Below are 17,080 nucleotides of genomic sequence, written 5' to 3'. Positions count from 1 at the left end.
GAAGATTGCCAAAAGAAGTGAAACCCAAGCCTTGCACTGGGCAGCTTTGGACTACACTGAAACAGAACGCGGCACAGAACGCTGTGACAACAACTTGAAAATCAGGTTGTTATGCGACGAATCAGCGTCCGAGTACAGGAAGGTGAGCAATGAGTATCTTTGATCATTACAAAGCGCGCTATGAATCGATTCAGCAGGAAGAGATGAGCCTGCACGAGTATCTCAACCTGTGCAAGGAAGACCCCCTAACCTACGCCAACTCGGCCGAGCGGATGCTGAAGGCGATCGGCGAGCCGGAGCTGGTCGATACATCGCTCGAGCCGCGACTGAGCCGGATATTCTCCAACAAGGTGATCAAACGCTACCCGGCGTTCAATGAATTTTACGGCATGGAGGAGGCTATCGAGAGTATCGTCTCCTATTTCAGACATGCAGCTCAGGGACTTGAGGAGAAGAAGCAGATTCTGTACCTGCTGGGCCCAGTGGGTGGCGGTAAGTCTTCATTGGCCGAGCGTCTCAAAGCGTTGATGCAACATATTCCGTTCTACGCCATTAAGGGTTCTCCTGTCTTTGAGTCTCCTCTGGGCCTTTTCAATCCCAAAGAGGATGCGGAGATTCTGGAGCAGGAATACGGCATCCCCCGGCGCTACCTGCGCGGCATCATGTCACCCTGGGCCGTCAAGCGCCTGCACGAGTTCGGAGGTGATATTTCGCAGTTCCGGGTGGTTAAGCTCTACCCGTCGATCCTGAACCAGATAGGCATCGCCAAGACCGAGCCCGGCGACGAAAACAACCAGGATATCTCAAGCCTGGTCGGTAAGGTCGATATCCGAAAACTGGAAGAATACCCGCAACACGACCCGGACGCGTACAGCTTCTCCGGTGCCCTCTGTCGCGCCAACCAGGGTCTGATGGAGTTTGTGGAGATGTTCAAAGCGCCGATTAAGGTGCTGCACCCACTGCTTACCGCCACCCAGGAGGGGAACTACAACAGTACCGAAGGTATGGGTGCCATCCCTTATGACGGGATTATTCTGGCCCACTCCAACGAATCCGAGTGGCAGACGTTCAAGAACAACAAGACTAACGAGGCGTTTATAGACCGTGTCTATATCGTCAAGGTGCCTTACTGCACCCGGGTCACCGAAGAGATCCATATCTACGAAAAACTGCTGGAGAACAGTTCGCTGAATCAGGCGCCCTGTGCACCGGATACACTGGATATGCTCGCGCAGTTCACCGTTCTCTCTCGACTCAAGGTGCCAGAAAACTCCAGCATCTACTCAAAGATGCGGGTCTACGATGGTGAAAACCTGAAAGATACTGACCCGAAAGCCAAATCGATGCAGGAATATAAGGATGCAGCGGGTGTCGATGAGGGCATGGAGGGGCTCTCTACTCGCTTCGCGTTCAAGATTTTGTCCAAGGTATTCAACTTTGATCCGGCGGAAGTGGCCGCGAACCCGGTTCACCTGCTCTATGTACTGGAGCGTGAGATCGGTCAGCAGCAGTTCCAGACCGAGACTCAGGAGCGCTACCTGGGCTATCTGAAAGAGTACATAGCACCGAAATATATCGACTTCCTGGGCAAAGAGATTCAGACCGCTTATCTGGAGTCCTACTCCGAGTACGGCCAGAATATTTTCGACCGCTACGTCACCTACGCCGACTTCTGGATTCAGGACCAGGAATACCGCGATCCGGAGACCGGCGATATTCTCGACCGTCAGGCGATCAACGAGGAGCTGGAGAAGATCGAGAAGCCCGCGGGTATCAGCAACCCGAAAGACTTCCGTCACGAGATCGTCAACTTCGTGTTGCGTGCCCGGGCCAGCAATATGGGTAAAAACCCGGCCTGGAACAGCTACGAGAAGATGCGCACCGTGATCGAGAAGAAGATGTTCGCCAATACCGAGGATCTGCTGCCGGTTATCTCGTTCAATCCGAAAGCATCCTCCGACGAACAGAAGAAACATGGCGAGTTCGTCAAGCGGATGATCGAGCGCGGCTATACCGAGAAACAGGTTCGCCTGCTCTCCGAATGGTATATCCGCGTACGTAAGTCCCAGTAAAAACAGGGCCTTCTCATTGATGGCGGAACCTCTCCGCCATCTGGCCCGCCCACGGGAGTTTTCCGTATGAGCTACATCATCGATCGTCGCCTCAATGCCAAAAAGAAAAGTACTGTCAACCGACAGCGCTTTCTGCGGCGTTACAAGCAGCACATCAAGCGTGCCGTAGAGGAGGCAATCCATGACCGTTCGATCTCCAATATCGAACAGGGCGGCGAGGTCACCATTCCTCGTCGGGATATCTCGGAGCCTGTATTCCATCACGGTTCCGGCGGCAAAAATACGCGCATCTACCCGGGTAACAAGGAGTTTGTGACCGGTGACGAATTCCAGCGCCCGGAAAGCCAGGGTGGCGGGGGCAGCGGCCAGGGCAAGGCCAGTAATCAGGGCGAAGGCGAAGATAACTTCACCTTTACAATCAGCCAGGAGGAGTTTCTCGACTTCATGTTTGAGGATCTGGAGCTCCCCTATCTCGTGCGCAAGCAGCTCAAGGATGCAACCTCTTTTGAGACACGCCGTGCCGGGTACAGCACCAGCGGCTCTCCGGAAAAACTGCATATCGTGCGCTCATTGAGAGCAGCCCACGCCCGTCGGATCGCCCTCGGCGGCGAAGAGCGCAAGGAGATCCGGGCCCTGCGCAAGGAACTCTGGGCGATGGAAGCATTACCCGCCGGTGAAGCATCCAGAGAGGAGATGCAGGCGCTACGAGAGCGCATCGCCGATCTCGACAAAAAGGCCAAGCGATTGCCGTTCATCGACGATTTCGATCTGCGCTACAACAACCTGGTTCGGGTACCCGTTCCCTCCAGCAAAGCGGTGATGTTCTGCGTGATGGACGTTTCGGGCTCCATGACCCAAACCATCAAGGATATCGCCAAACGATTTTTTATACTGCTTTACCTCTTCCTTGAGCGGAACTACAAACAGATAGAACTGGTATTCGTACGCCACCACACCCACGCCAAGGAGGTGGATGAGCAGGAGTTTTTCTACTCCCGCGAAACCGGTGGCACCATTGTTTCCAGTGCGTTGCAGCTCACGGCCGATATTATCGATCAGCGCTACTCGCCGGCGGACTGGAACATCTACATCGCCCAGGCTTCGGATGGTGATAACTGGGATGGAGATTCGGCCGCCTGCTCTGAGCTACTGATGAAACGGATACTGAAGAAGGTGCAGTATTACGCCTATGTGGAGATCACCACCGGTCCGCATCAGAACTTGTGGTATGAGTACGAGCATGTACAGCAGGCGTTCCCGGACGAGTTCGCCATGCAGCATATTGTCGATGCCAGCGAGATCTACCCGGTCTTCCGCAAGTTGTTTGAGAAGCGCACGGAGGGTGCCGCATGAGTGCAGTCAAAGAGCGCACACCAATCTCCACCAGCTCGGAATGGACCTTCGACCTGATCGAAGAGTACGACCGCGAAATAGGCCGGGTCGCCAAGAACTTCGGCCTGGATACCTATCCCAATCAGATTGAGGTGATCACCTCCGAACAGATGATGGATGCGTATGCCTCTATCGGCATGCCGCTTAACTACAGTCACTGGTCATTCGGCAAACAGTTTGTCGAGACAGAACAGAACTACAAACGCGGCCGCATGGGACTGGCCTACGAGATCGTTATCAACTCCAACCCCTGCATCGCCTATCTCATGGAGGAGAACACCATCACCATGCAGGCGCTGGTTATTGCCCATGCCTGCTATGGTCACAACTCCTTCTTCAAGGGCAACTATCTGTTCCGCACCTGGACCGATGCATCGGCCATTATCGACTACCTGCTGTTCGCCAAGAACTACATCAGCGAGTGCGAACAGCGCTACGGCGTTGATGAAGTTGAGCAGCTGCTGGACTCCTGTCATGCCCTGATGAACTACGGCGTGAACCGCTACAAGCGTCCACGTCCGCTCACGGCAGCGGAGGAAAAAGAGCGTCAGATGGCGCGCGAAGAGTATATTCAGCGCCACCTGAACGATCTCTGGAACACCATCCCCAAAAAAGAGATTTCCCCTGAGGAAGCGGTGATCCGCTACCCCAAGGAGCCTGAAGAAAACCTGCTCTACTTTATCGAGAAAAACGCGCCACTGCTGGAACCCTGGCAGCGGGAGATCATCCGTATCGTGCGCAAGGTCGCACAGTACTTTTATCCCCAGAAGCAGACCCAGGTAATGAACGAAGGCTGGGCCACCTTCTGGCATTACACGCTGCTGCATCAGCTCTATGACGAAGGACTGGTCACCGACGGCTTTATGATGGAGTTTCTGCACTCTCACTCCAGCGTCATCTACCAGCCGCCGTTCGACAGCCCCTACTTCAGCGGTATCAACCCCTATACCCTGGGCTTCAACATGATGAGCGATATCCGACGTATCTGTGAGAATCCCACCGATGAGGACCGGGAGTGGTTCCCGGATATTGCCGGCTCCAACTGGATAGAGACGCTCGACCATGCCATGCGCAACTACAAGGACGAGAGCTTTATCATGCAGTTTCTCTCGCCCAAGTTGATGCGGGAACTGCGCCTGTTTGCCATTTTGGATGATGCAGAGCGTCCCACCCTGCGTGTGGATGCGATCCATGATGAAATGGGCTATCGCCAGTTGCGCGAAGAGCTGTCCGCCCAGTACAACCTGGGTAACCGGGAACCCAATATCCAGGTTTACAACGTCAACGTCCGTGGCGACCGCTCCCTGACATTGCGCCACTACATGCACAACCGTCAGCCTCTGGGCGATTCCACCGACGAGGTGCTCAAGCACGTGCACAGACTCTGGGGCTTTAATGTGACTCTGGAGTCGGTGACCCCGGATAACGAAGTGCTCAAGAGCTATCATTGCCCGCCCCGCGAGTCACTCGAGCTTGCTTGAGTGTCGCGGGCGGCGCTCGCTATACTGACGCCCACCATTCGCGTTCAACCGAGAGTCGTCATGGATTGCCTATTCTGTAAAATCGTCAACGAAGAGATACCCGCCGAGATCCTCTACGAGGATGAGAAAGTCATGGTATTTCGTGATATCAACCCGCAAGCCCCCTTTCATGCGCTGGTCATTCCGCGCGTGCACATACCGACCCTGAACGACATGGCCAATGAAGACTGCGAGCTGGTGGGCTATATGCTCAAAGTCGCTGGCGATGTGGCCATGGAGCACGGTTTCGCCGAAGATGGCTACCGCACTGTGTTCAACTGCAACAAACACGGCGGCCAGACCGTCTACCACATCCACCTGCACCTGCTCGGAGGCAAGCCCATGGGCTGGCCGCCCTACCAGGAAACCCTGAAGACACCGGTCGACTGAGGCCGGTTTCACGTCTGCGGCCCGCACAGGGACGGTTTGCACTTGTAATTTTGCTGCATTGCATCATGATTCAGTCATATCAATCCCTTACTTTTAGCCAGCTAAAAGGCCGGGCCGACGATCTGCATACGTTCATCAGACTCTCGGCCCACAAACCAAGGATCCGGAGTGCTCTACTATGGCGATGATCGATGCCCAGCAACCCCCAGCCCATGACCAGCTCGAGTTTTTCATCGAGCAGGCCCGCGCTGCCAGACCCATCCGTACCGCTGTCGTCCATCCGGTGGACCACAACAGCCTGACCGGCGCCATAGAGGCCGCTGAACAGGGCCTGATTGACCCCCTGCTGGTTGGGCCTGCCCATAAGATCCAGGCCGCCGCGGAGCAGGAAGGGATCGATATCTCTCAGTATGAGATCGTCACCACCGAACATAGCCATATGGCCGCCGAACGGGCCTGTGAGCTGGTACGTATGACCCAGGCGGAAGCGCTGATGAAAGGCAGTCTAGGCACCGCCGAACTACTGGGCGCCGTGGTTCACAAAACCCGCGGCATTCGCACCGAGCGCCGCCTGAGCCATGTTTTCGTCTTCGATGTCCCCAATTATCACAAACCCCTGGTCATTACCGACGCGGCGATCAATGTAGAGCCCGACCTGATGACCAAGCGTGACATCGTGCAGAACGCCATCGAGTTCTGCCGGTCACTGGGCAACCCAGCGCCCAAAGTCGCGGTCCTGGCGGCCGTAGAGAAGGTCAAACCCAATATGCAAAGCACGTTGGATGCCGCCGCACTGTGCAAGATGGCAGACCGTGGTCAGATCAAGGGCGGTATCATCGACGGCCCGCTGGCATTCGATAACGCCATTTCCCAGCAGGCGGCCATCGATAAACATATCAACTCACCGGTTTCCGGCGAGGCCGATATTCTGCTGGCGCCCGATCTGGAGTCGGCCAACATGATCGCCAAGCAGCTGATCTATCTGGCCAACGCCAAATCAGCCGGTATCGCCGTTGGCGCGCGGGTACCGATAATCCTGACCAGTCGTGCCGAGGGAGCGCTGGGCCGCCTGGCGTCCTGTGCCCTGGCGTCCTACATGGTGCTTCATCCGGCCCGGGAGATTTAATCATGGATACGATTCTGACAGTGAATGGGGGTTCCTCCAGCCTCAAGTGCGGCCTCTATACCTACCGCGAGGATGGACTGCACTGCCTGTACCACCTTAAGCTCGGTAATCTGCTCGGTGATACGGCCCGGTTCGATATCATGGATGAAGAGGACGCACCTCTCGAGCATATCGACCTGGATTTCGCCCGCCTTGATCCGGAGCAGCGCCACGAAGCCGCGCTCCAGCACATTCTCGACTGGCTCGACGAACATCTGAGCGAGGTTAATCTGATCGCCACCGGTCACCGAATTGTTCACGGCGGTGACCGCTACAGTCAGCCTATCCGCATCACATCCACGGAAATTGAACAGCTACAGCAGTACATCCCGCTGGCCCCGCTGCATCAACCCTATAACCTCAAGCTGGTGGAAGCCTGCGCCAAACTGGCGCCCGAAATACCCATGGTGGGCTGTTTCGATACCATGTTCCACAGCCAGCAACCCCGGCTCGAGAAGATCTACGCCATTCCACGCGATCTAACGGAAGGTGGCGTTCATAAATACGGGTTTCATGGCCTCTCCTACGACTATATACAGCATCAGCTCGTCGCACAGGGTCTGGGCGGCCTCAATACCGTTGTCTGTCACCTGGGCGCAGGCTCTAGCATGTGCGCGATCAAGAACGGTATTTCCATCGCCAGCTCAATGGGGTTCACCGCTGTCGATGGCCTGCCCATGGGCACCCGCTGCGGCAATATCGATCCGGGTGTCATCCTGTATCTGATGCAGGAAAAGCAGATGGATCTATCGGCACTGGAAAAGCTGATCTACAAAGAGAGTGGCTGGTTAGGTGTTTCCGGTATCAGTTCCGATATGATCACGCTGCATCAAGACGGCAGCGCCGAGGCCGAGGAAGCAATCAATCTTTTCGCCTACCGGATCTCCCTGGAGCTGGGTCGCCTGTCAGCCGCGTTGGAGGGGCTCGAACAGATCGTCTTCACCGGTGGTGTGGGCGAGAACGATTCCGACCTGCGCAAACGCGTGCTGGACCGCTGCCGCTGGTTGGGCGTTTCGCTGGACGACGCAGCAAATCGCGATAACGCCGGCCGTATCCATGCCGAAGGATCCGCAGTGCAGGTCCGCGTTATCCCCACCAACGAAGAGGCGATGATCGCTCAGAGGGTATCGGAAGTCCTGGGCTGACCTTCATCAGCCCCGTCATCCAGACAGACCGGGTCCACCGGCTGGCCGTTGATATTCAAACTCCAGCTGCTGCGGTCCGGTGTCGGTGGCGATGCAAAGGCCCCACATTCCAGGCAGCGATAGAGCCGATGGTCGCCAAATCTTAATGTCTGACGCAGAGCCCCATGAGGGGGGGCAACCATCAGGGATTTTTTGATCAATAGCTCCCGACAGTCACTACACAGATAGCGGTGTGGCATTTCAACATTCCCTGTTGCCGGCATCCTGTTAACGCAAAAGCGCTTGCCGTCTTCTTACAATTTCGAACAGACAAACCCCCGTCGCTACAGACACATTCAGGCTACTTACCTGTCCTGCCATGGGGATTTTAATTAACTGATCACAATGCTCTCGGGTCAAGCGACGCATTCCCTTACCTTCGGCCCCCATCACCAGCGCCATCGGTCCACTTAGATCGGCCTGGTAAACATCCTGCTCTGCTTCACCGGCGGTACCGGTAATCCAGATACCGTACTGCTGCAGCAGTTGCAGCGTGCGCGCCAGGTTTGTCACCTGAATGTAGGGTACAGATTGGGCGGCGCCACAGGCCACCTTGATAGCTGTCGCGTTTAGCGGAGCCGACTTATCCTTGGGCGCAATCACAGCCTGCACACCGGCCGCATCGGCTGTACGCAGACAGGCCCCCAGATTGTGAGGGTCGGTTACACCGTCCAGCACCAGAAACAGCTTCGTCCCATCGGTAGCTTCAAGCAACTTTTCCAGATCGGACTCGCTGCCCGCCTGTAACGGTGCGCTTTCCGCCACTATTCCCTGATGCACACCCCCTCCGGTCAGATCATCCAGCCGCGCCCGCGGTAATGTTTTAACCGGAATTCCGCGTTCACGTGCCGTGTCGACCAGCGCTTTGACTCTGCGTTCAGAGCGCCCTTCAGCGACCAGCAGCCGCCTGACCGAACCACTGTCCGCGTCCAGCAAGGCACTGACCGCATGAATACCGAAACTGATGTCCCCTTTCATTTCACTCCCGTGAACGCCTGATTAAAACAGGGCCCGATTATCAACGAACACACTCAGAAAGCCCAGCCCGAAAACAAAACAGGCCGCCCCCAGGCGACCTGTTTCATCGTAACGAACGGCGTATCAGGCGAGACCTTCAAACACCTTATCGCGAATATCTTCAACGCTACCAATGCCCGGCACGTACACATAGCGCGGTGCATTTGCCGGATCTTGCTCATTCCAGCTGCGGTAGTAAGTGATCAGCGGCTCGGTCTGATCGTGGTAGACCTTCAGGCGCTGACGGACAGTGTCTTCCTGATCATCTTCACGCTGAACCAGATCATCGCCGGTCACGTCATCCTTGCCCTCTACCTTGGGCGGATTATAGACCACGTGGTAGGTACGGCCGGAATCCGGGTGCACACGACGACCGCTCATACGCTTGATGATCTCTTCGTCCGCCACATCGATCTCTACAACCGCATCGATGCTTACACCTGCTTCCTTAAGGGCATCGGCCTGAGGAATCGTGCGTGGGAAACCGTCAAACAGAAAACCGTTAGCGCAATCGGATTCAGCAATGCGCTCCTTGACCAGACCGATAATGATGTCGTCTGAAACCAGACCACCTTCATCCATTACCTTTTTGGCCTGCAGCCCCAGGGGGGTACCGGCTTTTACCGCTGCACGCAGCATATCACCTGTGGAAATCTGCGGGATGCCGAATTTCTCGGTGATAAACTGGGCTTGAGTCCCCTTACCGGCACCGGGGGCGCCAAGAAGAATAATACGCATTGAAGACAATCTCCTGATTTTTACTTTAAGCCTTGAAACCGTCATGCCGGCGTCGCCACCGGCATGTTGTTGTAATCTTTATTAGTCGGACCTTAGCCGTAGAAGGTAGCCCCCACAATTCGACATTCGGACTAACGCTGACGCTCTTTTGGTCAGACCGGAGCGGCAGATTACGCTATGTCGCGGGCTCTATTCAACCACGGCCATTAACCGGTGTTACGCATCCCGGCGGAAATACCCGCCATTGTCACCATTAACGCTTGCTCCAGACGCTGATCCGGCTGGTTGCGATCCCGATAAAGAAGCTCCGCCTGCAAAAAGTGAAGCGGATCGATATAGGGGTTGCGCACATCGATAGACTGCCGGATGACCGGGTTCTGATCGAGCAGCTGATCTACGGATTTTACCTTCTTAACCTGCGCCACTGTTTCCAGCAACCGACTACGCAGACTGGAGCCCAGCGTCGCCAGCTCCTGAGACACCAACCGGTGCTCATAATAGGCGGATATATTCACATCGCTCTTGGCCAGCACCATCTCCAGCATATCCACATAGGTACGGAAAAACGGCCACTCCTCGTACATCTGAGTCAGCAGCTTGAGTTCACCGTTCTCGATGGCACCCTTGAGGGCCCGATCCGACCCCAACCAGGCCGGTAACATCAAACGGATCTGGGTCCAGGCGAAAATCCACGGAATCGCGCGCAGCGACTCCACACCGCCATCAGCTCGGCGCTTGGCCGGACGTGAACCCAGTGGCAGTTTGGCCAGCTCCTGCTCCGGTGTTGCGGCACGGAAATAGGGAACGAACTGGGGATCTTCCCGAACGACGGCCCGGTAGGCATTCAAACCCGCCTCGGCCAGCTTATCCATCTGCGCCCGCCACTCCGGCTGAGGTTCAGGCGGTGGTGCCATGGTCGCCTTAAGAACCGCCCCGGTGTACAGCTCCAGATTTCGAATGGCGAGCTCCGGCACACCAAACTTAAACCGAATCATTTCACCCTGTTCGGTAACCCTCAGACTACCCGCCACCGAACCGGGCGGCTGAGCCAGTATCGCGGTGTGACTGGGACCACCGCCACGCCCCACGGTGCCGCCTCGGCCATGGAACAGTGTCAGTTTTACGCCCTGCTCTGCACAGAGCTCCGTCAGCGCCTGCTGGGCCCGATACTGCCCCCAGGCCGCTGCCAATTGCCCGGCATCCTTGGAGGAGTCGGAGTAGCCGATCATCACCTCCTGATGCCCACCGGCATAGGCCCGGTACCACTCGATATCAAACAGCGCACCGATACAGGCACGGGCATTCTCCAGGTCATCCAGCGTTTCAAACAGCGGCGCAATACGCATGTTGTGGCTGATACCGTGCTCCTGCAATAACAGGATTACAGACAGCACATCGGAGGGCTGACTAGCCATGGAGATCACATAGGAACCCAAGGCACGGGGGTCTGCCTCCGCCACCGCCTTACAGGTGTCCAGAACCTCCTGAACCTCCTCCGATGGCACCCATTGGCGGGGCAACAACGGACGACGCGAGCTCAGCTCACGCAGCAAAAACGCCTGCTTGTCCGACTCACTCCACTGGCTGTAACGACCCAGGCCATAAAAGCCGGTCAACTCATCGATAACGGCGGAGTGGCGATCGGCGTTCTGGCGAATGTCGAGGCGCACCAGAGTCAAGCCGAAACAGGCAACGCGGCGAATCAGATCCTCCAGCTTACCGGCGGCAATGCTTTCCATGCCGCACTCGATCAGAGAGCGGTGGCAGAGCATCAGCGGATCAAGTAGCTGCTCGGTGGTCGTCACAGGCAGGGGCATATCCGGCGGGTAGCCTTCAAGCTGAGCTTCAATACCTTCGCGTGTAATCAGCAGATCGTGCTTCAGATCGCCCAGCAAAGTCCGGTAGGGTTCGTCCGCTTCACCGACCTGGGCACGCATTTCAGCGCTCGCGCGAAACATGGAAAGCTCGCCGCGCAGTTCATCGATCGCACGACTGTAGAGATCCACAGCCATCCAGCGAGACAGCAGCAAAACCTCCCGCGTTACGCCCGAGGTCACATTCGGGTTCCCGTCGCGGTCACCCCCCATCCAGGAGGAGAAGCGGATTGGACAACAGTCCAATGGCAGCCCTTTGCCCAGTGTTTTCTTGAGCTGACCATCCAAGCCACGCAGAAAACGCGGCACCGCCGCCCATAGCGAATTCTCGATAACGGCAAACCCCCACTTCGCCTCGTCGACGGGTGTAGGGCGCTGCTTGCGAATTTCGTCGGTGTGCCAGATCTGACTGATCAGCTCATCGACGCGGGTCAGGCAAGACTCGCCGCGGTCGAGACGCTTGAGGCATTCGGTGATCCCGTCATACTTCTGGATAAGTGTGCGGCGATTGACTTCAGTGGGGTGAGCTGTGAGAACCAGATCGATATTCAGGCCGGTGAGCGTTTCCAGCAGTGTATCGGCATCATGGCCCGATTCCATCAGCCGCTGCAGCAGAACATGAAGGCTATCCGGCGTTTCCCTGGCCGCTGCGTTATCCAGTCGACGGCGAACGCGATGATGCTCTTCAGCGATATTCGCCAGATTGAGAAATTGTGTGAACGCGCGCGCAATCGGGAGCACTTCATCTTCATGCAGCTCGCCAATCGCATCCAGTAACTCCTGATGCTCCGGCTCGTTCTCGATACGCCCGGCCTTCGCCAACTGGCGGATGTGCTCGACCCGATCCAGAAACTCGGCCCCCAGATCGCTGGAGATGGTGCGTCCAAGACTCTCTCCAAGCATGCGAACATCGTCGCGCAGGTCTTCATGCAGATCACTCATACTTCGCTCTCCCGGAAGATTTCCCTACATCCTAACCCAAAGGAGCGCGCTGCCAACCCCCCGAGAGAACCAATCATCGATCTTTCACAAAGGGCAACAAACGTTCCCGGACCCGCCTTGCCTGCCATTCATCACCAAAATGAACCGCCTGATCCGGTAGTCCTTCCACCTGCAGCGTAATGCCGTAGGTGCCCTCTGACTCGGGCCGGTCCTTATGGGTCACCTCGATCCCCCGTAAGCGCTCAAATGCGAACCGCTGGAGATCGGATACCCCCACCAATGCGATCTCCGAGCCTTGCTCATCGATCAATATTTCGGGGCTGCCGCCCAAGGATTCGGAACGTTCAAAACCCGCGTTCGCCAGACTCTGCTTGTGGGCCGAGGTGCGCTGATGCTGCCAGAACGCCACAACGGCGACCAGTAGCACCACACCAATGATTATGACCGGAGTGGACATTTTAGAGTCCCTGATTCTTGGCTTCATCCCACCAGGCGTCCAACTGTTGCAGCGTGAAATCGCTCCAGACTCCACCGGCAGCTTCAACCTTTGATTCAATAAAGCGGAAACGGCGCTCAAATTTGGCATTGGTGCTGCGGATTGCCTGTTCCGGATCCACCTCCAGATGGCGTGCCAGGTTAACCTGGGCAAACAGCAGATCACCCATCTCGTCGCGAATACGGTCACTGTCGCCGGAGAGAATCGCTTCTCTCAGTTCACCAATCTCCTCCTCGATCTTGTCGAGTATCGGCAGCGGTTCACCCCAGTCAAAACCGACCTTGGACGCCCGCTTCTGGAGCTTGGCAGCCCGGCTCAGCCCCGGTAACGACAGCGGAATTTCATCCAGCACACCCGGACGCTGTTTGTCTTCCCGCTCGCGCTGCTTGATCGCTTCCCAGGTCTCACCAACAGCGCGCGTGTCAGTCTCTTCCTGACGGCGCTCACCGCGCAGGGTTCCATCCGGAAAAACGTGAGGGTGACGACGAATCAGCTTATCCACAAGCTGATCGACAATCCGATGAAAATCAAACAGCTGCACTTCTTCACCCAAACGGGCGTAGAAGATCACCTGAAACAGCAGATCTCCCAGTTCATCCTGCAGGTGGTTCCAATCCTCGCGCTCGATGGTATCGGCCACTTCATAGGCTTCCTCCAGCGTATGCGGCACGATGGAGGCAAAGTCCTGCTCCAGATCCCAGGGGCAGCCACTGTCCCGGTCACGCAAACGGCGCATCAGATAGATCAAGTCATCCAGCGTATAGCTCATCCCTGAACACTCCGTCGCTCCCGATGAACATCCATTACGTTCTGGATCTGATTGATTTTATCCATCACGCGACCGAGCATATCCAGCCGGGTAATTTCGATGGTTAACGACAGCCGTGCCATATTGCTTTTCTGATCAGTCTGAGTGTGGGCGGCAAGCACGTTGACCCGCTCGTTGGACAACACCATCATGACGTCGCGCAGCAAACCGGAGCGGTCAAACGCTTCGATCTGAATATCCACCGGATAGGTGGTACGCGCTTCGGTACCCCACTCCACACCGATCACCCGATCCGGTTCCTGATCGCGCAGAGCCAGCAAGTTGACGCAATCCTCACGGTGGATAGAAACCCCGCGCCCCTGGGTGATAAAGCCCATGATCGGGTCACCGGGAATCGGCTTGCAGCAGGACGCCAGCGTCGTTAGCAGGTTGCCCACCCCCAGGATACGGATATCACTGTCGGACTTACGCGGCGCTGACTGCGTTCCCGTGGGCAGTGCCAGATCGAGCTGTTTTTCGGAGCGATCCGGCTCCACCTGACGCTGTAACTCGTTGATAATCTGCGACAGTCGCAGATCACCGGCGCCCAGTGCGGCGAACATATCTTCGGAGTGTTTGAAGTTCAGCGCTTCGGCTACCGGTTCCATCTGCAGATGACCATCGAGGGCCAGACGCCGGACTTCACGCTGCACGATCTCGCGACCGGCTTCCGCATTCTGATCCTTGGCCTGAAGCTTGAACCAGTGTGCCACCTTGGCCCGTGCACGGGAGGTGGTGACATAGCCCAGGTTGGCGTTGAGCCAGTCTCGACGCGGACGCTCCTCGCCGGTCAGGACCTCCACCTGATCACCGGTTTGCAGCGGGCGGTTTAGCGGCACAATACGGCCGTTGATCCGGGCTCCCCGACAACGATGACCAATCTCGGTGTGAACACGGTAGGCGAAATCCACCGGCGTGGCCCCCGTCGGCAGATCCACCACATGGCCGTCGGGCGTAAACACATACACACGATCCTGAACCGCATCGCCACGCAGGATCTCGCCAAAAGCTTCGCTGTCGCCCAGCTCGTCATGCCACTCCAGCACCTGACGCAGCCAGGAGATCTTCTCCTCGTAGCCATCCTTGCGAGCCTTGGTATCGGTGCCCTTATAGAGGTGGTGCGCGCACACGCCCAGTTCCGCTTCTTCGTGCATGTTGAAGGTGCGGATCTGTACCTCCAGCACTTTGCCATCGGGCCCGAATACCGCCGTATGCAGGGATCGGTAACCGTTTGGTTTTGGGGAGGCTATGTAATCATCGAACTCATGCGCGATATTGCGCCAGAGTCCATGCACGATGCCGAGCACGGTATAACAATCGCGGATTTCGGGCACCAGAATACGCACTGCCCGGACATCATAAACCTGGCTGAAATCGATGTTCTTGCGCTGCATTTTGCGCCAGATACTGTAGATATGCTTGGCGCGCCCCATCACCTCGCCATCGATGCTGCTTTCGGCCAGGCGTTCGCGCAGCAGCTCAACCACCTGGTTGATGTACAGCTGGCGATCCAGACGGCGCTCATCGAGCAGGCGGGCGATATGCTTGTAATCGTTGGGCTTGAGGTAGCGAAAGGAGAGGTCTTCCAGCTCCCACTTGATATGGCCAATACCCAGACGGTGGGCCAACGGCGCGTAGATATCAAACACTTCACGCGCCACCAGGTAGCGCTTTTTGCGCGAGCCGTCCTTTACACGACGGATAGCGCAGGTACGCTCGGCGATCTTGATCAGGGCGACGCGGACATCGTCGATCATGGCCACCAGCATTTTGCGCAGGTTATCGACCTGGGTAACGCCGGTACCGAGTACATTCTGCCCACTGCGGGGGTTAGTCCGTGAGCCGATCGCCGCCATCTGCTGGACACCATCGATCAGACCGGCGATGGTATCACCAAACTGACTGCGGACTTTTTCCAGTGACAGTTTTTGCTCGCGAACCGCGCGATAGAGAACCGCGGCAACGATGGTCTCCTGATCCTGATTCAACTCCGCCAGAATCTGGGCCATCTCCAGCCCCGTCAAAAAGCTGCCGATGGTGGTTTCACCCCAGCTGTCCTCTTCGCGGGGGACATCTGCATGCGCCTGCCGCGCCAGCTCACAGGCCCGTCGGACCTGCTCCACATCGGTCAGCGCTACTTGCTCCTCCAGCCGCTCCAGCCAGAGGTCCAGATCCACACTGCCATCATCCTTGATGGGATGGTCTTCTCGAACTTTTACCATGGGGTCACGCCGCTCCTGCCAGTCCCGTTTGCCGCCGTAACAGAAAGGCAAGCTCCTGCTACAACTACTGCCCAGCACCTGCATCAGCACATGCGAGAAGGGTTACGGCCGATTCCGCGTCTCGGATCGAGCCGACAGGCGGCATATTCTAGTCTCTTCGACCGCCAGAGGCGAGCAAGTTCAAAGTTGACCGTCAGGAAAGCCGGGCTGGCACGCCCAAAAAACCTGCGCGCCTAACCCTGAAACAGAAAGGAAACAGCGATCAAGCGGTGTTATAAACACCGGTGGAGAGATAGCGATCGCCCCGGTCACAGATAATGCAAACGATGGTGGCATTGCTCACCTGCTCGGCGAGCTTCAGTGCTCCAGCCACCGCGCCGCCCGAGGAGACCCCACAAAAGATCCCTTCCCGGCGCGCCAGTTCACGCATGGTCACTTCCGCATCCTGCTGACTGATATCGATCACCCGGTCCACGCGTACAGGCTCGTAGATGCGCGGTAGATAGGCTTCGGGCCAGCGGCGAATACCGGGAATCTGAGACCCCTCAGCGGGCTGAAGCCCGACAATCTCAATCGCAGCGTTCTGCTCTTTTAAATAACGCGAGGTGCCCATGATGGTACCCGTGGTCCCCATGGAGCTGACGAAGTGGGTCAGACTGCCCTGAGTCTGCTGCCAGAGCTCAGGGCCGGTGGTTCGATAATGCGCTTCCGGGTTATCAGGGTTGGAGAATTGATCGAGTACACGCCCCTCGCCCGCTGCCTGCATCTCCAGCGCCAGATCGCGAGCGTATTCCATCCCCTGTTCCTGAGTCACCTCGATAAGCTCAGCCCCGTACGCCGTCATCGCCGACTTGCGTTCCGCGCTCATGTTGGCGGGCATAATCAGCTTCATCCGATAGCCCTTGATGGCGGCCGCCATCGCCAGGGCAATACCCGTATTACCCGAGGTCGCTTCAATCAACGTATCGCCGGGCGCGATCTCACCACGCTCCTCCGCCAACGAGATCATACTCAGCGCCGGACGGTCTTTAACGGAGCCCGCCGGGTTATTCCCCTCGAGCTTACACAGGATGAGATTACCGTTGGGTGCGTCCATCCGTTGCAGGCGAACAAGCGGCGTTTGACCGACGCAATCGGCGATTGTCGGGTATTCGATGGCCATGCTGTTATGATCCGAGCAGAGGTTTATAAAACTAAAAGGAATATAAAATGGTTACGTTATTCCCAACCAGTCTCATCGGATCATATCAGGGGTGTGGG

At 56.9% G+C, this 17,080-nt stretch carries 14 protein-coding genes; 6 read left to right on the top strand and 8 right to left on the bottom strand.

The window, feature by feature from the left end; all coding sequences use genetic code 11:
• Nucleotides 1–149 precede the first annotated feature (149 nt).
• From G403_RS0104170 to G403_RS0104140, 6 genes are all read left to right on the top strand, one after another.
• A complete protein-coding gene (locus tag G403_RS0104170; protein ID WP_027852879.1) occupies nt 150–2,072 on the top strand; it encodes a PrkA family serine protein kinase in 1,923 nt (640 codons plus the stop codon).
• Nucleotides 2,073–2,138: 66 nt separating this feature from the next.
• Nucleotides 2,139–3,425, top strand: a complete 1,287-nt coding sequence (locus G403_RS0104160; protein WP_027852878.1) for a YeaH/YhbH family protein — start codon at nt 2,139–2,141, stop codon at nt 3,423–3,425.
• On the top strand, nt 3,422–4,945 hold the full coding sequence (locus G403_RS0104155) for a SpoVR family protein (protein ID WP_027852877.1): 1,524 nt from the start codon (nt 3,422–3,424) through the stop codon (nt 4,943–4,945). Before G403_RS0104160 ends, G403_RS0104155 begins: the two co-directional genes overlap by 4 nt.
• A 60-nt stretch (nt 4,946–5,005) precedes the next feature.
• Nucleotides 5,006–5,374: a histidine triad nucleotide-binding protein gene (locus G403_RS0104150; protein WP_027852876.1), complete on the top strand. Its 369-nt coding sequence runs from the start codon at nt 5,006–5,008 to the stop codon at nt 5,372–5,374.
• Nucleotides 5,375–5,552: 178 nt separating this feature from the next.
• Nucleotides 5,553–6,500, top strand: a complete 948-nt coding sequence (locus G403_RS0104145; RefSeq protein ID WP_245578195.1) for a bifunctional enoyl-CoA hydratase/phosphate acetyltransferase — start codon at nt 5,553–5,555, stop codon at nt 6,498–6,500.
• 2 nt (nt 6,501–6,502) lie between these two features.
• Complete coding sequence (locus G403_RS0104140; protein WP_027852874.1) at nt 6,503–7,684, top strand: acetate/propionate family kinase; 1,182 nt, start codon at nt 6,503–6,505, stop codon at nt 7,682–7,684.
• Here the strand turns inward: G403_RS0104140 and G403_RS0104135 are convergent.
• From G403_RS0104135 to cysM, 8 genes are all read right to left on the bottom strand, one after another.
• Nucleotides 7,657–7,923: a hypothetical protein gene (locus G403_RS0104135; protein ID WP_027852873.1), complete on the bottom strand. Its 267-nt coding sequence runs from the start codon at nt 7,921–7,923 to the stop codon at nt 7,657–7,659. The genes G403_RS0104140 and G403_RS0104135 overlap by 28 nt on opposite strands.
• A 28-nt stretch (nt 7,924–7,951) precedes the next feature.
• Nucleotides 7,952–8,701 carry a 23S rRNA (guanosine(2251)-2'-O)-methyltransferase RlmB gene (rlmB, locus tag G403_RS0104130; RefSeq protein WP_027852872.1) on the bottom strand — a complete coding sequence of 250 codons (750 nt, stop codon included), beginning with the start codon at nt 8,699–8,701 and terminating at the stop codon, nt 7,952–7,954.
• Between the two features lie 123 nt (nt 8,702–8,824).
• Complete coding sequence (gene adk / locus G403_RS0104125; protein WP_027852871.1) at nt 8,825–9,478, bottom strand: adenylate kinase; 654 nt, start codon at nt 9,476–9,478, stop codon at nt 8,825–8,827.
• A 206-nt stretch (nt 9,479–9,684) separates the two neighbouring features.
• Nucleotides 9,685–12,294, bottom strand: coding sequence for a phosphoenolpyruvate carboxylase (gene ppc, locus G403_RS0104120; RefSeq protein WP_027852870.1), 2,610 nt, complete (start codon nt 12,292–12,294; stop codon nt 9,685–9,687).
• Nucleotides 12,295–12,367: 73 nt separating this feature from the next.
• A complete protein-coding gene (locus G403_RS0104115) occupies nt 12,368–12,751 on the bottom strand; it encodes a hypothetical protein (RefSeq protein WP_027852869.1) in 384 nt (127 codons plus the stop codon).
• Nucleotide 12,752: 1 nt separating this feature from the next.
• Nucleotides 12,753–13,559 (bottom strand): nucleoside triphosphate pyrophosphohydrolase, encoded by an 807-nt coding sequence (gene mazG / locus G403_RS0104110; RefSeq protein WP_027852868.1) that lies wholly within the window; start codon nt 13,557–13,559, stop codon nt 12,753–12,755.
• A complete protein-coding gene (relA, locus tag G403_RS0104105) occupies nt 13,556–15,820 on the bottom strand; it encodes a GTP diphosphokinase (protein WP_027852867.1) in 2,265 nt (754 codons plus the stop codon). The genes mazG and relA overlap by 4 nt, the downstream gene beginning before the upstream one ends.
• A gap of 262 nt (nt 15,821–16,082) precedes the next feature.
• Complete coding sequence (gene cysM, locus G403_RS0104100) at nt 16,083–16,982, bottom strand: cysteine synthase CysM (protein ID WP_027852866.1); 900 nt, start codon at nt 16,980–16,982, stop codon at nt 16,083–16,085.
• Between the last annotated feature and the right edge of the window lie 98 nt (nt 16,983–17,080).

The organism is Marinobacterium litorale DSM 23545 (genome assembly GCF_000428985.1).
Lineage (GTDB): Bacteria > Pseudomonadota > Gammaproteobacteria > Pseudomonadales > Balneatricaceae > Marinobacterium_D > Marinobacterium_D litorale.
Note: the sequence above shows the minus strand (reverse complement) of the source record. Positions and strands in the feature narration are given on the sequence as shown.

Excerpts from the sequence above, each read along its gene's own strand:
- G403_RS0104140 (WP_027852874.1), top strand. The coding sequence starts at position 6,503 with ATGGATACGATTCTGACAGTGAATGGGGGTTCCTCCAGCCTCAAGTGC.
- G403_RS0104160 (WP_027852878.1), top strand. The coding sequence starts at position 2,139 with ATGAGCTACATCATCGATCGTCGCCTCAATGCCAAAAAGAAAAGTACT.
- G403_RS0104115 (WP_027852869.1), bottom strand. The coding sequence starts at position 12,751 with ATGTCCACTCCGGTCATAATCATTGGTGTGGTGCTACTGGTCGCCGTT.
- ppc (WP_027852870.1), bottom strand. The coding sequence starts at position 12,294 with ATGAGTGATCTGCATGAAGACCTGCGCGACGATGTTCGCATGCTTGGA.
- adk (WP_027852871.1), bottom strand. The coding sequence starts at position 9,478 with ATGCGTATTATTCTTCTTGGCGCCCCCGGTGCCGGTAAGGGGACTCAA.
- G403_RS0104135 (WP_027852873.1), bottom strand. The coding sequence starts at position 7,923 with ATGCCACACCGCTATCTGTGTAGTGACTGTCGGGAGCTATTGATCAAA.
- relA (WP_027852867.1), bottom strand. The coding sequence starts at position 15,820 with ATGGTAAAAGTTCGAGAAGACCATCCCATCAAGGATGATGGCAGTGTG.
- mazG (WP_027852868.1), bottom strand. The coding sequence starts at position 13,559 with ATGAGCTATACGCTGGATGACTTGATCTATCTGATGCGCCGTTTGCGT.
- G403_RS0104150 (WP_027852876.1), top strand. The coding sequence starts at position 5,006 with ATGGATTGCCTATTCTGTAAAATCGTCAACGAAGAGATACCCGCCGAG.
- cysM (WP_027852866.1), bottom strand. The coding sequence starts at position 16,982 with ATGGCCATCGAATACCCGACAATCGCCGATTGCGTCGGTCAAACGCCG.
- rlmB (WP_027852872.1), bottom strand. The coding sequence starts at position 8,701 with ATGAAAGGGGACATCAGTTTCGGTATTCATGCGGTCAGTGCCTTGCTG.
- G403_RS0104170 (WP_027852879.1), top strand. The coding sequence starts at position 150 with ATGAGTATCTTTGATCATTACAAAGCGCGCTATGAATCGATTCAGCAG.
- G403_RS0104145 (WP_245578195.1), top strand. The coding sequence starts at position 5,553 with ATGGCGATGATCGATGCCCAGCAACCCCCAGCCCATGACCAGCTCGAG.
- G403_RS0104155 (WP_027852877.1), top strand. The coding sequence starts at position 3,422 with ATGAGTGCAGTCAAAGAGCGCACACCAATCTCCACCAGCTCGGAATGG.